The following is a 15,977-nucleotide window of genomic DNA, read 5'->3' on the forward strand; positions in this document are numbered from 1 at the left end:
TTTCAATATCATCATCCTAGGAGGCGATTTCATTTGTCGAGAACACCTAACATTTTGCTAATCACCAGCGACCAGCAGCACTGGAACACGATTGGAGCTTTTCAGTCTGAAATTTCCACACCCAATCTGGATCGGCTCGCCCGAGAAGGAACAACGTTCGAGCGGGCATATTGCCCGAACCCTACCTGCACTCCTAGCCGTGCTTCCATCATTACGGGCATGTATCCCAGTCAGCACGGGGCCTGGACGTTGGGCACAAAATTGCTTGAAGACCGTCATACCGTCGGGGAAAGTTTCAGTGAAGCAGGCTACCGCACCGCACTGGTGGGTAAAGCTCATTTTCAGCCTTTAAAATCCACAGAAGTCTACCCGTCGGTAGAAGCGTATCCCATCCTGCAGGATTTGGAGTACTGGAGACATTTCCATGGACCGTTTTACGGTTTTGACCACGTTGAGCTGACCCGTAATCATACGAATGAAGCGCATATCGGTCAGCATTACGCACTGTGGCTAGAAGAACGGGGATGTACCAACTGGAGGGATTACTTCCTTCCCCCAACAGGAACGATGGATCCTTCCGTAACGTATACGTGGCCCATTCCTGAGAAATATCACTACAACACCTGGATCGCCGAGCGAACCAATTCCCTGCTGCAGCAATATACCGATGCCGATGATCCCTTCTTTCTGTGGGCCAGCTTCTTCGACCCGCATCCGGAATATCTCGTACCGGAACCGTGGGATTCGATGTATGACCCGGATGATCTTACGATCCCCTCCATAACACCCGGGGAGCATGATCGTAATCCGCCCCATTTTCAATTGACCCAAGAAGAAAATCCGAATTTTGAAGATTGGGTTGAAACCGGCTTCGGCATTCACGGCTACCGTTCGCATCATTATTATGAATATGGCGACAAGTCCCGCTTAACAGAGTATGACAAGAAAAAATTGGTCGGCGTGTATTACGGGATGATCAGCATGATGGATAAATATATTGGCCAAATTCTCGATAAGCTGGATGAGTTGGGCATTGCAGATGAGACTATCGTCGTTTTCACAACCGATCACGGTCATTTCTTCGGGCAGCATGGTCTTCAGGCCAAGGGTGGATTTCATTACGAGGATCTCATCAAAATCCCATTTATCGTAAGATATCCAGGTGAGGTGCCTGCTGCGAGAAAATCAAATGCCATACAATCGCTGGTCGATCTGGCTCCCACCTTTCTGTCCCTGTGCAACATTGCAATTCCCCACGCCATGACGGGATTGGATCAAAAGAACGTGTGGCTTGGCATCGGGGAAGCCGTTCGGAATCACGCTCTCTGTGAATTTCGACACGAGCCCACGACGATTCATCAAAAAACATATATTGAAGAGCGTTACAAGATCACCGTTTATTACAATCAAACCTATGGTGAACTTTTCGATCTTGAAAAGGACCCCGATGAACGATTCAACCTATGGAATGAACCAGAATACACCCATCTCAAGACAGAGCTGCTGCTCAAATATATCTGGGCTGAGCTTGGCAAAGAGTCCATGCCGATGCCTCGAATTCATCATGCCTGATGAAAGGATGAGGGTAGTATCAAAAACCTGAACGAACAATGTATGGTACTGGTACAGCTTTTTTGGATTTTCTTCCGCATCGGTCCTTCCACCTTTGGAGGCGGATATGCAATGCTGCCCATTATTGAACGTGAAGTGGTGAACAAGAAAAAATGGATGCAAGAGGACGAGATCGGTGAGCTTATATCGCTTGCCGGCTCGGCTCCTGGAGGTGTTGGTGTAAATGCCGCTGCGATGATCGGACATCGCCAGGCAGGCATCGCGGGAGCTGTTTCGGCCGTCATCGGCGTGACATGTCCCACGTTTTTGATTGTGATTCTGATTAGCGTGTTCGCCATCATATTTCGTAACCAACCCAAAGTTGACGCCGCTTTAAAAGGAATGAACGGTGGCATTATTGCCCTAATCAGTATGGCAGCTTATCGGACGGCCAGGTATTCCATCTTAGATACAACAACAACGATAGCTGCTATTGTGACCGTAGCTGTGCTTTTGTTTGCAGGTATCCATCCCCTCTATCTTATTGTTTCGGGATTGATAAGCGGTATGGCCGTAATTCGGATCAAAAAGCGGTTAGGGCTTCAAGTGAAAATGGAAAAAGAATCTGTAGCAGGAAGCTACCCGGAACTGGAATATTACATTTAAGAAAGACGAATCGGAGCGATCGACATGTACTGGGACCTGTTCATGATGTTTATACGTGTAGGCCTCGTTTCATTTGGTGGCGGTTATGCGGTGATCCCGATCATTCAGCACGAGGTCACGGAAAAAGGTTGGCTGACAAGTTCAGAATTCCAGCAAACCGTAGCGCTGGCCGGCATGGCGCCCGGCTCGATTGCAACCAATGCGGCAACGTTGATTGGCTATAAAACGGCAGGTTATATCGGAGCCGCGGTCTCAACGGCGGGTATGATTTTGCCTTCATTAGTTGTAATTGTGTTACTCTCTGCCCTATTTTATCGGGTGCATGACAATTCATGGGTCAAGTCATCTTTATACGGCTTGCGTCCAGTAACGACGGGACTCATCATCTATGCTGCCATTCATTTTGGTTATCCAGGTGAAGACACAGGCATAGGCTGGGAATGGATTGCAACACTGCTCATTAGCGGAGTATGTTTGTTTCTCCTGTTCAAGTACAAGCTTCATCCCCTGCTGGTTCTTATTGTTGCCGGAGCCGCTGGCATTATTTTATTCTAAAGCCAGCATGGCGACCGAGGAAGATTCTCCGCCGACAAATGTAGGTTGCTACCCTTTTTTTCAAACAGGTTATTCCCTTCAATGGTTTTAAAAGGAGCAGCGCGATCACAGCAATAGCTGTCCTGGCTGCTCCCCTTCATTTTTTTTACGATTGACGCAGGTATAATCTGCTCGTTTCCTCCCAGATCTCTCCGGGCTCCAGACTAAATAATCCAGCTTCTTCGGCCTGCATATCCAGATTAGGTGCATTCACAAGATTGATCTGGGGTTCAGGACAGAAAAAGCCTTCTTCCGCATTGTTGTTCCAGATCATCCATTGTTTATAGGAGGTTCCCACATCGTAGATCAGCGTCATTCCATGCTTCGTATCCTGAAGCTCCATCCGGTTTCTTCCGTTCTGCGGTACAGCAGTGTAATGGTTATCCATTTCTGCAAAGAACGGATATACCCCGGAGTCACGCATTAGCTCTTCTTCCTGAACCAGGGGCTGAAAACGTGTCGTTGGCAGCATACGTTGATCCAATTCCCATCTGTCTCCGATGGTCAGCTTGAGCTTGTAATCAGAAGCCGATCCTCCCGTATTAAACGGTGCGTTGATGGAGGTATGAAAAGCGATTAGGCATGGCATGCAGGATTCTCCATAATTGCGAATCCTCACATGCTGCATAAGTCCATCACTGCTCAGCGAGTAGCGCAATGTGATCCTGAATTGAAAAGGAAAGGTCACATACACCGGATGAGTTTCATCAATGGTAATGGACACCGAGACATAGCTTTCCTTCTCGGTATGTCCATACTCATCCACAACCCAGGGCGTATTATACAAAAATCCGTGCAAATGATTTCCTGTTGCTTCCTCATTCACCGGGAGCTGAAGTGTCTGCCCGTTCCAGGCAAACCGCCCATCCTCATAGCGATTTGGCGGAAAAAGGACGGGGATCCCATGAATCATCGGTTTTGCCTTGAACGATTCCATTTCTTCGGGTGACGGCTCATGAAGGAAGCGAAGCCCTCTCTCAAGATCACGAAACGCGACCAGATTACCACCTATCTCCGGCAGCATCACAGCCTCACTGGAACCGAAACGAAGGTAAATGGCCTTTTCCCCTTGAAAATCGCCTTCCCAGGAATTACTTGTCTCCCTTGTGTTCAACATGCGTTCCCCTCCTTATTCGCCAGCAGACGATGGATAACGCCCTTCAATAATGGCTCTTATCTGTTCCATCGGCATCTTGGGCTGTCGATCATACGTCAACAGACCGTTAATCTCCTGTTCTACATCCGTCAGCTGTGTGTAACAAAATCCTTCGACAACTGGTGAATCCAATAACGGCTGTACTACGGCATGCAGCCGCTGGGCAAAATCCTCGTCATTTTCCGCTCCGGAGTAACCCCAGCCTTCCCATTCACTTTTCTTATACCCGATTCCACCGAATTCGGTAATTAATATAGGCTGTCCTTCATAACGGTAGCCACCCACGCTCAGATTCCGACTGCCCGGAAGGGCGCTTACCGCGTTTTCACGAGTACGGTACCTTTCCTCCAGAACTTCCCTTCTCCATTCATAATCATGAATGTTATACAAGTCGGTCTGTACCATCTCCCAGCCGTCATTGGAAATGACAGGACGAGTGGAATCCAGCGATTTGGTCAAATAATACATCGACAAGGCGTGATACTGCTGCTCTTTGCTGGTCAGGATATTGGGAACGCCCCAGCTTTCATTAAGAGGTACCCAGACCACAACACAGGGATGGTTATAGTCCCTTTCCAGCGCCTCCTGCCACTCGCGTGTTATCTGGGCAACATACTGTTCGGAGAAATCGTAAGCATTCGCCATCTCTCCCCATACCAGCAGTCCCAGCTGATCACACCAGTACAGGTATCTTGGATCTTCAATCTTCTGGTGTTTTCTGGCGCCGTTAAATCCCATTTCCTTCGTTAATTCCACATCACGCCGGATAGCCTCATCACTCGGCGGAGTCAGATTGCCATCCGGAAAGTACCCTTGATCCAGAACAAGCTTCATATAATATGGACGGTTATTCAGAAACAGTTTGCCTTGTTCAATGGAAATCTTGCGCATGCCGAAGTAACTGTCGACCTCATCGACTGGCACACCATCCACCAACACAGTGAAATGAATGTCATACAGATTAGGATGATCTGGGGACCACAGCCTGCCAAGACCATGCTCGTTAAAGGTATGAAGCCCAATGGTACGGGTTTCTGTTTTGCCACTGATTCGATATTCGTCCTCAGACAGCTGCTCTCCCTGATAAGCAATCTGTACACGCAATCTGACATCCTGAGCGTCCCAATCCCTTGGATCAGTTTGTTCCCTTTGAAGATGAGCCGTAACTTCAATTTCGTTGCGATCGACATCGGGAGTCAGGCGCACCTTCTTCAGATGAACGGGGGCAACAGCTTCAAGCCACACCGATTGCCATATTCCAGTCGTGCGCGTATAGAAAATTTGGGCAGATTGCTCCTGCCAGAACTGCTTCCCGCGCGGCAGCGTTACATCCCTGCTATAATCAATCGCTTGCACGGTCAGCACATTGCTTCCTTCCAACAAAGCATCCGTAATATCGGCATGAAATGGCGTATGCCCGCCCTCATGCCGAACCACCAGTTTCCCGTTCACCCATACAGAGGCTTCATAGTCCACGGCTCCGAAGTGCAGCAGCAGCCGTTTGCCGATGAAGTTCTCTGAAATGTCAAAAGTCCGTTTGTACCAGACATTATCGTGAAAATCCGGATCTGCTATCCCGCTGAGCTGACTTTGAAAAGCAAACGGCACCTGGATTCGGCGGCTGAATGCTTGTTTGCCTTCATTCCAGTTTTCCGAACGTCCCTTGTTATGATCATCAAATTCAAATTCCCATTCCCCGTTCAAACTCATCCAATCCTTCCGCACAAATTGCGGCCTTGGATAATCCTGTCGCAGCATGATGTTCAGCTCTCCTGTTCTAAGTTGATCTCTAGCATACAGTCAGGCTTCATCCCAGATTGATTTTTCGAATCTCTTCCAGTGGAACCTTCGGTTTGCGGTCTTCCGTCAGCAGTCCGTTGATCTCTTGCTGCACATCCGTAAGCTGTGTGTAACAATAGCCAGAGATATAGGGAATGGATTGAATTGCCCCGGTGATGGATCTGAAACGTTCGAGAAAAGCCTCTACCGAATCCACTTGGTTACCGTACCCCCAGCCTTTATCCGATTGAAAAGCGATTCCGCCGAATTCACTAATGATGATAGGTTGGCCCTTGTACGTATATCCTTCCGCAAAAGCAAATTTCCATCTGTTGGATGCGATCTGGTTCGTTACAATCAGATCCTTATCCTGATAACGCTCCAGAAAAGCGTCTCCCGTCTCCACATAATCATGGAGACTCAGAATGTCTGATACCGTATGCTCCCAGCCATCGTTGGTAACCACCGGACGATACGGATCAATCGCTTTTGTCAGATGATAGATGGTTTGAGTGAACTGCTGCTGCCTTACATCATGGGCAATGGTCTGTACACCCCAAGATTCATTGAAAGGAACCCAGGTAATTACGCAAGGATGATTATATTGTTGAGGTACAATTTCCAGCCACTCTTTGGTGAAACGGGTCACAGCCTCGTCATTGAATTCGAAGGTCGCCGCCATTTCTGACCAGACCAGCATGCCTTTCACATCACACCAATATAAGAAGAGCGGGTCCTCCAGCTTCATATGTTTACGGATTCCGTTGTATCCCATTGCCGCAATGTAATCGATATCCTCAATCAGTGCTTCCTCGGAAGGAGGTGTTAGATGAGTCTCTGGCCAATAGCCCTGATCCAGAATCAGCCTTTGATAGAGTGGAGCGTTATTCAGCAGAATCTGCCCGTTTTCAATCGATATCTTTCGCATGCCAAAATAGGACTGAACCCGGTCGCTTTCTTTCTCGTCCTCGTACAGAACAAACTCAATATCGTACAGGTTCGGTGATGCCGGTGACCACAACGACTGTTTCCACGGACCACCAGCCTCATGTTTTACACTGGCCTCTATCGTCATCCAAGGTCTGTCTGGAGACAGGCTGATAGTTTGTACATGCTGCCCATTAAGCTCTATGCGCGTCTCCAGACGCAAGTTGTTTCTGCCTTCAATTCCATGCAGCTGAAAGTCCAATCGAATCATATGTCGATCAATATCCGGTGTCATTTTGACTGCATCAATTCTTGCCTCATTCACATATTCCAGCCATACACTTTTCCAAATCCCGGTGCTCTGTACATAAAAGCATTCAAAATTTTGATCCACCCAGCGTTGTTTTCCGCGAGGCTGCACTGCACTCTGACTGTCCTCTATCTCAAGCACGATATTATTCTCTGAACCGTACGTAATGTATGGCGTGATGTCGAAGGAAAAGGCCGCATAACCTCCTTCATGCTCTCCGACAACTGTCCCGTTCACCCAGCATTTTGCCTTGTAGTCTACACCCTGAAAATGAAGAATCGTTCTTTTCCCTTGAGCCTCCTGCGGGATCAGCACATTTCTTCGATACCAGACCCGTGGATGAAATGTCTCGATCCCGATTCCGCTTGCTTTGGTTTCATAGGTGAAAGGAACAATGATTTGGGTCCCTTTCGGAAATTGTTCTTCATCATACCAATGCTCGCTTTCGCCTACTTTGCCATCATCGAAGGAAAAATCCCATTCCCCGTTCAGATCTAGCCACTCCTTGCGGACAAATTGTGGTCTTGGATAATGTTTGCTATAAGATTTGGTAGTCATATTGTTCTCCCCGATCTCCTCTATATTTGGCGCGTTGGCCTGAAAAAGTGTTAACCTTTAATACCAGACATGCTGATACCTTTGACAATCTGCTTCTCAAAGATGATAAATAATATAATGATAGGAACAGAAGCGACGGCATTGATAACCATTGGTTTAACATAATCCTCTGAATACTGCCCCATCAGCGTGGGAATTCCCATTGGCAGTGTAAACAGATTGTCATCCGTGATCGAAAGAAAAGGCCAGAGAAAATTGTTCCATGAACCAATAAACGTCAGGATGGCCATGGAAGCCATCGCTGGCCGGGTCAGCGGCAGTACAATGCTGGTGAAAATCCTCCAAAAGCCCCCGCCGTCAATTTGCACGCTCTCCAACAGATCATTGGGAATACCGTCGAAGAAGCTTTTGAGTACTATGACTGCTACAGGCGAAGCCAACGCAGGAATAATTAATCCACTGTATGAATTCAGCAAATGAAGATCCTTGGCCACCTGATAGAGTGGAATAATCGTAGCCTCACCAGGAATCAGCAGCCCGCCAAGAATGAAAAAGAAAATAAATGTACGGAAACGAAACGGTACTTTGGACAGGGCAAATCCGGCCATGGCGGCGAAAATAACAGTCAATACGGTCACAATCACCGCGACAAACAAACTGTTAACCACCCACTGTGACAGCTTTGTCGTCGTCAGAATCTCGTTATAGACGGCAAGCGAGTATGGAGGTTTAAACCAGTCCAGGACGGTAATAATCTTCATGCCTTCTTCTTTAATGGAGACCATCAGCATCCACACAAGTGGGGCCGCAAACATTACCGCCATCAACGCAGAACCTATGCGATACAGCCATTTCATCAGTTTTCCGCCCCTTTCCGGTTAGTCATCCAGTATTGCAGCGCCGATAACACCAGCAGGATTACGAATAAAATATAGGACATCGTTGCGGCATAACCCAGGTTGTTATTCTTGAATCCGGTCTGATAGATTAACTGAATAATCGGACGTGTCTGATCCAGCGGTCCCCCGCCCGTAATGACATAAATTTGCATAAAGACTTTGTAGGAAGCAATGATCTGCAGCATCGTTATGGTCTTGGTCAATGGATTCAGATAAGGAAGAGTAATTCTCCAGAATATTTGAGCATCACTCGCACCATCCAATCTTGCCGCTTCATAAATTTCATCCGGTATTTCCTGCATGGCGGAAAGATACAAAATAAAGTTAAATCCGACTGTCCACCACAAGGTAATTACGGTAATAACAACCCAAGCGAGCCCGGTTTCCGTCAGCCAGAAAATCTCAGAATTTTGAGGCAATAATTGGACAAGATGCAGGACGGAATTGACGAATCCCGTATAAGGCTGAAATACGAATAAACCCAGATAAGCTGCGACGGCGACGGAGAGTACGCTTGGTATAAAGAAGATGATGCGGTAGAACTTCTGCAAAGACGATTTACGGTTGGCAATCATAGCCAGCAAAATCGCAAGTATAATCATGGTCGGTGTACTCAAGAAAACAAAAAAGGTAGAATGCCAGATCGCTTCCCAAACCTCTCTGTCCTGAAGAACTTTTCGGAAGTTATCCAGGCCAACAAAATCCATTTTCTTAATCAATGTCCATTTGTAGAAGGTCATCTCCACGCCTTTAATCATGGGCCAGATCGTAAATAAACCATAAACAATTAAGAATGGAAGCAGAAATACCAGTGCCTGCAAATCCGCTCTCATTTTTTTGATCTTCATATGCGTCTCCCCTTTGATTGGCACACAAGCCGGCGATTTCTTGTCTACAGATGATGACTACGCACGGCTTGCGTGACCCGTCTTACTTCTATTCGCTTAGAATTTTCTGAATGGCTGTCTCCATGTTGTTCATGGCATCCGCAGGGGTCATTTTGTTCATCCATACCTCATTCAAAAATTTAAAGGCAGCTTCATCACGGATTTGTGCATTCTTGGTGGAATGTTTGCTGAATTTAACTACACTTGCCACTTCGGAATAATCGCTGCGGTATGGCAGATCCTTGAATTCCTGTTTTTCCAGGACGGATGGCTTGGATGGAATATGTCCGGCTTTCGCCCAGACCTGACCATTGTCAGCAACCCAGTCGGCAAAGATCATCGCTGCTTTGCGTTTAGCCGAGTCTTCATCCTTAGTCAGCGGCAGAACAATCGTGTGAGAATCTCCCCACGTTGCTTCCTGATCGTAGAATTTCGGAATTGGCATGGCTCCAAACTCAAGTCCTTTGGTGGATTCCCAGGTTCCAGTCGTCCAGACCCCTGTCATGATAATGGCGGCTGTGCCACTTTGGAAATTTTTATAGAAGTCCGGATCATTTTTCTTGATATAACCTTCGGTATAGAGCTTCTGGATATAGTCTGCGGCTTTGATGCCTTTCTCCTTATCAATGGCTGCGGATTTCAGATCATCCGATACGACGTCGTTGCCACCCAACTGGGAGTACAGTGACCACCACAAGCGGTAAGGGTCATCATTATTATTGGACAATGCAAACGGAGTAGTTTTGGCAGGCAGCTTCTCTTTTAACGTTTGAAGGAAACTTACAAATCCGTCAGCAGATTGCTCCAGAATCGGTTTCCCGTCTTCCCCAAGCAAGCCTGCATCTTTTAAAAGTTTTTTGTTGTAGAACATGATAAAGGGATGTGTGTCAATGGGTACGGCATAATGTTGGCCTTCTACGGTGACCGCATCCAAGAGATTTTGGTTATACGTGCTCCAATCCACACCTGCATCCGTAGCCGGAGTATCCAGCTCTGTGACGACCCCCTGATTGATCAGGTCAGGCAGTCTGGAAGAATGGGAAATCCCGATATCCGGTCCATTACCATTACCAACAGCAGTGACAAGCTTCGTATAGTACTCGCCCCAGGCCAATTTGGTATTCTTGACTTCAATGTCCGGATGGGTTTTGTTGAATTCATCGACCAATGTCTGCATATTGGCGCCATCCCCACCATCGAACAGTGTCCAGAAGGACAATGTCACTTTTCCATCACCGGAGCCACTATTCCCAGCCTCGTTACTGCCTCCGCTACATGCACTTAAAACGGTAGAGAATGAGAGCAATAATGTCAGTGCTAACCTTCCGATCTTCTTTTTCATGCGAGTATCCCCTTTACTCTAATTTGTAGATACAAACGATATAATTGTTTTGTTACATTATTACTGTATCTATAGGGGATTATATAAGGGTATTTCGATCGTGTCAACGCTTTCAAACATATTTAATGTAATTATTAATTAAAAAAAGGCCTTAGTTACATAATATCTGCAACCAAGGCCTTTCTCCCTTATCGCATTCTAATGAATAGCATAATGTACAGTCATTTTGATATTTTGGTCATAATCTCCAAATTGTCTCCCAAAGAGATTTACGCCTCCTTGATGAACGGCATCCGGTTTAATGCCAATCCGTACCCTTAACTTGTGGCTGTTCTGCAGGTTAAGCTGAGCCAGATCAACTGCTGAGATTTTCTCCATATCCAGTGTCGTTTTATTTTTGTCCACTCGCCATGTCTTTAATAACCCATACTGTGTTGACCATTCAAACCACCAAGCCGGGTTGAGCTTTCCGCGCCGATCTCCAAAGTCACCAGGACAGGTCCACATACCAATTTCCACACCGTTAATCCATACGGAGATATCGGAAGGCCAATTATGATCATAGTTTGGTGCTTCAGAACACATCTCCATGGACAGTTCCAGTGATTCGATTACCGCTTCTCCCGGGATTTCCAGCGGCATCAAATATTCGACATATCCTTTGCGAAACCACATAATCTGCGCGCCAACATGCTTTGGATGAAAAAAGCTGGCAGGTTCATCCTCTCGAATGATCATGCCCTCACCATTTGCCATGCCGCAGGTTGGTGACACTTCACAGTCACTATAGTGACCAATAGGTATATCCACTTCGTATACCTGAATATCGCCTTTGGGAATTGCTTTCTCCAGATTAAGAGCAATATGAATATCATCGTAATTGCGGCTGCATACCTTCATTGCCCCTCGAGAGGCGGGCAGCAGTTCCGTATTAATCAGCCTCGCCGCTTCCAAAACCTTGATATTACTGGCTACTGTCGATACCGGAAGTTTGAGAGCTTCCGCGATTTCTACTATATTCAGGTTTTGGGAAATCAATAGTCTCAGGATATCCACTCGTGAGCGGGTCGATAAAGCATGCGTGACCGTGACCAGCTCATCCGGATTATCAAAACTCAATTCAAGCATTCATTCACCACCTCTTATGTATTTATGGAACAGAAAATTTAATCGAATAGTTTAATTCAGTCGATAATATTGTAACAAAACATTTATTTTGTATCAAATTGCATTTTTCTTCATCATTAATCTTCGTTTTCATACAATTTCTGTAGTGTTTCCTATCGGAATGAAACCATAGCTCCAAACCAAAAAATCCCCCAAATATGGCGGATTTTTTGGGTGTATATGTTCCTCATGCCAAAAAAAGCTCCAACTCTTTGTGCTAAAATGCGACAGGCAAGGCAGCCAAGCTCTGTGAACTTAGCGCCAAATGCCACTCAATGTTTTCCCGAGGAATATTAAGTCGCAGATTAGGCATACGTCTTAACAATGTTGAAAAGGCGATATCTCCCTCCACACGAGCAAGTGGAGCCCCCAAGCAGGAATGAATGCCATGACCAAAAGCCAGATGACGATTAATATGACGTGTAACATCCAGATCCTCAGGCTGTTCAAACTGAAGCTCATCCCGATTGGCAGATTTCAACACGGGGATGACCATATCTCCCTTTTTAATCTGTTGTCCTGCCAGCTCGATATCCTGAGTCGCAAACCGAGGTCCAGCAATGGTTGCAGGTCCATTAAAACGCAGCAATTCCTCGACGGCAGACGGGACCAGACTGAGATCAGCCTTGAGCTTCTCCAATTGTTCAGGATGATCCAATAACATCATTGCACCTGTAGCGATCAGATTGGATGTCGTCTCATGGCCAGCAAAGATCAATAACGTAATCATGGATAACAGTTCCGGTTCACTGAGTCGATCGCCCTCTTCTTCTATAGCAATCAATTGACTAATCAAATCATCCGCAGGATGTTTTCGTTTCTCAGCTACCAGCTGTGCGGTATAGTCACCGAAAGCTTTGAGATGTTCCTCCACTCCCGGTTCACGCACTCCGAGGCCCAGACCGTGTGCAATCGCGGAGGACCAGTTCTGAATCTGCGGGCGATCTGATTTAGGGACTCCCAGCATATCGGATATCACATGGATCGGTAAGGGATAGGCATAGTCCTTGACCAAATCCATCTCGCCCTGGGCTTGAACCTGATCCAGTAATTCATCAGCAATCTGCTGTACACGCGGGCGAAGACTTTCCATATATTTGGGCGTAAAGGCTTTGGAGACCAGTCGACGTAATCGCCGATGATCAGGCTCATCCACGGAGAGCATCGATTTTCCGGTGAAGAACGTCGGAGGGGCATCTGGATCTATATTGCCTACATAGGCTTTCAGGGCATTCTCATTACCGTCGATGGATTGCGGGTCTACTGTGAAGTGGGCATGATCTTTCAGTACCTGAGAAGCTTCTTCCATTCGTGTAATCAACCACTGCCCGCGATCTGTGCCACCCATTGGCAAAGACACTGGAATAACAGGACCTGTTTCACGCAACTGCTTGATAAGTGAAAACGGGTTTTCACCACTATCCCCACTAAACAGACTTAGCGCTGCTTGTTGTGAAGCATTAAGATCTAACTCACTCATTATAACCACCCTTTCGCTTCGACAATTTTATTAGGTTAAACTATTGCATATTGGAGGGACTTCTGGCGATGACCAACCTTCACAAAAATCACGGGAACGTTATGTCTGCGAGAGCTGCTTCTACCGCTTTCTGAAACGGGAACAGTGCATCCTCGTGCTCGCATACTACGATACAATGATGTTCTGCATATCCATGACCAGAAGTGCAGCGTTGTTATGATGACTCTCCATGGGTTGCACATCCCTCTCGTTTTGATTAAGATTAAGGGGAGAACTCTCCGCTTATCCTCTTCTTGATATTAAACGGAGAGTTCTCCCCTTGTCAAATTTTGGAGGTTGAAGGATAGGAAGTGACAGACAGTGGATAAAACCAACACAACCTCTCGTTCGGAACGACGGGATGCAGCCGAGAACCGCCAACGTATTCTGAACGTGGCTTTCAGATTATTTGAGCTGCACGGCGTCGAGCGGGTCAGCATGAATCAGATCGCTTCCGAAGCGCAGATTGGAGCGGGCACCTTATACCGCAGATACCGCAATAAGAGTGAGTTATGTATGGATTTGATTAAAGATAACGCAGCGTTGTTCTTCGAGGATGTAGAGACATACCTTCAGGAGAACGCATTGCATCCCCCATCTGAGCGGTTGCGTGGTCTGCTGACGTTATTTATCCAGTTCAGAGAGAAAAATGCGGAGCTGCTCTCGGGCATCGAGAATGCGGTATATCAGGGATCAGACTCCAGAACCTCAAGTCCCCTATATGACCAATTGCACCAGCAGCTATTCGAGTTATTCGAAGAAATAGCAACAGAGACCGACGAATCACAGGCCATTAGCTTGTTCAAAACAGACATGCTCCTGACCGCCATGAGCAATGATTCCTATCTGTTTCAAAAAAACGTGCGCGGCAACTCTCCCGACCGCATTGTGGAGCAGCTCTGTTTAACGTTTCTTTAACGTATATGGGTATATGAAAATACCAAAAAGCCTAATTCATCGTCGGCAATCTGCCGCTTGAACTAGGCTGTTTTTAACTTGAGATCTGATTTTATAATGCTTTCATATACCATGCATCACAAGCAAAATGTTCCGTTGCATTTAACGGTGCCTCTAACGGAATAAAACCGTTCTTGATATAGAACTTGTTAGCCGCGACCATGTTGCTAAGCGTTTCAAGATAACATTGTTCATAGTAGTCTTTGGCAAAATCAAGGGAAATCTGAAGCAAATCATATGAAATCCCGGTTCCTCGTGCTTCTTTCAATGCATACATCTTCTGCAATTCACAAATATGAGGAAATCCATCCACGGGTCCGATCCCGCAACCAGCTACAATGGTTGAGTTATCCTCAACCACCCAATATCTGGAGCCTTCCCGTTGATAAAGGTGATAAAAATCGCCCAAATTTGGATCAGCCCACGCCGTTCCTGTCTTATTGGCCTCAAATTCAATCAGACAACTTCGAATCAGAGACTCTACTTCTTGATTATCTTTTTCCTCTATTTCTCTAATGAACATGCAGTAAGCCTCCACATCATGAAATAACCGACGCTCTTAACGATATAAATTATACTACGATTAAGAACGAAATGCCTTATTCACTTGAGGTGATGATCATCTCTTTTCATGTGGCCTACTTACGAGATGGTTTCCAAAAGACTCTTGGACAGGGTTTTGACAACCATATCGTACGAATGGTCAATCATGACATAAATATCCTGCTCCGACAAGGAACCATCAAGAATAATGGTATTCCAATGCTTTTTGTTCATATGATACCCCGGTTGAACGGATTCATGCTGCTCTCTCAGGTTTTCTGCAATGATCGGATCACATTTTAGGTTCAAGCGAACGTTATCCGCCTTGCCCTCAAAAATGAGTGCAAACATTTTCCCTCCAATTTTGATCACAACCGTATCGGCTCCGAAGGGATAATCCTTGATGGCACCTTTTTTCTTCAAACAGTAATCAATGATCTTATTCTTCAATTCAGTACCTCTCCTTTGCGCGGAAGACCAACTTTCCCTGCCCAATCCAATGATACCGAATGTACGTTTGCATGTAAACCAGCATGTTGAATGTACCTAACTCATGATAAATCATGTGATAGGCTTTACATCATTCAAATTAAGTATTAGATACCCTGGCTGTCTTCACTTTCTGGACCTCGTACATATTCACGGTAGTGCTAATTAAATATTCTGGTTTCTCCTGTCCTCTTTTCTCGCGGTGACCCTTAATATGCACATCACTCTTCTCCCAATTCTTCCATGCATCTTCCGATTCCCAACGAATCAGCACCATTACTTCTTCATGTTCTTTACTCTTTTTGTTAACCATCACACTGAAATCAATCAGTCCCGGCATTTCCTCTACAGGGCTAGGGGCACTAAAACGTTCCACCAGTTTATGACTATGACCTTTTTCGACTACCATAACGCGAGTTTGAATGAACATATATTACGCCTCCTGATTGCCTCAAGTCACTGTAGCATACAAGACTTGTGACTTTTTTTAACTTTCACTCTATTATTCTATTCTTATTGAAAATGATTATCAATATCGCATCCATTTTTGTATACAAATCATGACCACCCGTCCAACGGGTGGTTTGCTCTTGGGGTATAACCCCCTGTTGCCAAACTGCGCCTAAAGACGCT

The 15,977-nt window shown here is 46.1% G+C and carries 15 protein-coding genes; 4 read left to right on the plus strand and 11 right to left on the minus strand.

Annotated features, from left to right (window positions below; all coding sequences use genetic code 11):
* Positions 1-33: 33 nt before the first annotated feature.
* Genes P5G61_RS14615 through P5G61_RS14625 form a run of 3 tightly spaced genes read left to right on the plus strand, consistent with a single transcriptional unit; the run spans position 34 to position 2,772 of the window.
* Complete coding sequence (locus P5G61_RS14615) at positions 34-1,572, plus strand: sulfatase family protein (RefSeq protein ID WP_301247207.1); 1,539 nt, start codon at positions 34-36, stop codon at positions 1,570-1,572.
* 42 nt (positions 1,573-1,614) lie between these two features.
* Complete coding sequence (locus P5G61_RS14620; RefSeq protein WP_301247208.1) at positions 1,615-2,217, plus strand: chromate transporter; 603 nt, start codon at positions 1,615-1,617, stop codon at positions 2,215-2,217.
* A gap of 24 nt (positions 2,218-2,241) precedes the next feature.
* Positions 2,242-2,772: a chromate transporter gene (locus tag P5G61_RS14625; protein WP_301247209.1), complete on the plus strand. Its 531-nt coding sequence runs from the start codon at positions 2,242-2,244 to the stop codon at positions 2,770-2,772.
* Positions 2,773-2,917: 145 nt separating this feature from the next.
* Here the strand turns inward: P5G61_RS14625 and P5G61_RS14630 are convergent, their stop codons facing one another.
* The 8 genes from P5G61_RS14630 to P5G61_RS14665 all read right to left on the minus strand — a co-directional run bounded on the left by P5G61_RS14630 (position 2,918) and on the right by P5G61_RS14665 (position 13,316).
* Positions 2,918-3,928, minus strand: a complete 1,011-nt coding sequence (locus tag P5G61_RS14630) for an aldose 1-epimerase (protein ID WP_301247210.1) — start codon at positions 3,926-3,928, stop codon at positions 2,918-2,920.
* Between the two features lie 12 nt (positions 3,929-3,940).
* Positions 3,941-5,725 carry a glycoside hydrolase family 2 protein gene (locus P5G61_RS14635; protein ID WP_301247211.1) on the minus strand — a complete coding sequence of 595 codons (1,785 nt, stop codon included), beginning with the start codon at positions 5,723-5,725 and terminating at the stop codon, positions 3,941-3,943.
* A gap of 49 nt (positions 5,726-5,774) precedes the next feature.
* On the minus strand, positions 5,775-7,541 hold the full coding sequence (locus P5G61_RS14640; protein ID WP_301247212.1) for a glycoside hydrolase family 2 protein: 1,767 nt from the start codon (positions 7,539-7,541) through the stop codon (positions 5,775-5,777).
* A gap of 50 nt (positions 7,542-7,591) precedes the next feature.
* Positions 7,592-8,398, minus strand: coding sequence for a carbohydrate ABC transporter permease (locus tag P5G61_RS14645; RefSeq protein WP_301247213.1), 807 nt, complete (start codon positions 8,396-8,398; stop codon positions 7,592-7,594).
* Entirely contained in the window at positions 8,398-9,288 is an 891-nt protein-coding gene (locus P5G61_RS14650; protein WP_301247214.1) for a carbohydrate ABC transporter permease, read from the minus strand. The genes P5G61_RS14645 and P5G61_RS14650 overlap by 1 nt, the downstream gene beginning before the upstream one ends.
* Before the next feature lie 88 nt (positions 9,289-9,376).
* Positions 9,377-10,669: an ABC transporter substrate-binding protein gene (locus P5G61_RS14655; protein ID WP_301247215.1), complete on the minus strand. Its 1,293-nt coding sequence runs from the start codon at positions 10,667-10,669 to the stop codon at positions 9,377-9,379.
* Between the two features lie 198 nt (positions 10,670-10,867).
* Positions 10,868-11,797 carry an ArsR/SmtB family transcription factor gene (locus P5G61_RS14660; protein ID WP_301247216.1) on the minus strand — a complete coding sequence of 310 codons (930 nt, stop codon included), beginning with the start codon at positions 11,795-11,797 and terminating at the stop codon, positions 10,868-10,870.
* A 256-nt stretch (positions 11,798-12,053) separates the two neighbouring features.
* The gene (locus P5G61_RS14665) at positions 12,054-13,316 is read right to left on the minus strand and encodes a cytochrome P450 family protein (protein ID WP_301247217.1); all 1,263 of its coding nucleotides are present in this window, start codon (positions 13,314-13,316) and stop codon (positions 12,054-12,056) included.
* A 360-nt stretch (positions 13,317-13,676) separates the two neighbouring features.
* On the opposite strand from P5G61_RS14665, the gene P5G61_RS14670 reads away from it, so the two are divergent.
* Complete coding sequence (locus P5G61_RS14670) at positions 13,677-14,273, plus strand: TetR/AcrR family transcriptional regulator (RefSeq protein ID WP_285077154.1); 597 nt, start codon at positions 13,677-13,679, stop codon at positions 14,271-14,273.
* Between the two features lie 91 nt (positions 14,274-14,364).
* Here P5G61_RS14670 and P5G61_RS14675 read toward each other — a convergent pair whose 3' ends face one another.
* From P5G61_RS14675 to P5G61_RS14685, 3 genes are all read right to left on the minus strand, one after another.
* On the minus strand, positions 14,365-14,835 hold the full coding sequence (locus P5G61_RS14675) for a GNAT family N-acetyltransferase (RefSeq protein WP_301247218.1): 471 nt from the start codon (positions 14,833-14,835) through the stop codon (positions 14,365-14,367).
* A gap of 119 nt (positions 14,836-14,954) precedes the next feature.
* A complete protein-coding gene (locus P5G61_RS14680; RefSeq protein ID WP_301247219.1) occupies positions 14,955-15,305 on the minus strand; it encodes an MmcQ/YjbR family DNA-binding protein in 351 nt (116 codons plus the stop codon).
* Positions 15,306-15,444: 139 nt separating this feature from the next.
* Positions 15,445-15,774, minus strand: a complete 330-nt coding sequence (locus P5G61_RS14685) for an antibiotic biosynthesis monooxygenase (RefSeq protein ID WP_024631801.1) — start codon at positions 15,772-15,774, stop codon at positions 15,445-15,447.
* Positions 15,775-15,977: the final 203 nt, after the last annotated feature.

Origin of the sequence: Paenibacillus vandeheii, from assembly GCF_030433635.1 — a bacterium.
GTDB lineage: Bacteria > Bacillota > Bacilli > Paenibacillales > Paenibacillaceae > Paenibacillus > Paenibacillus vandeheii.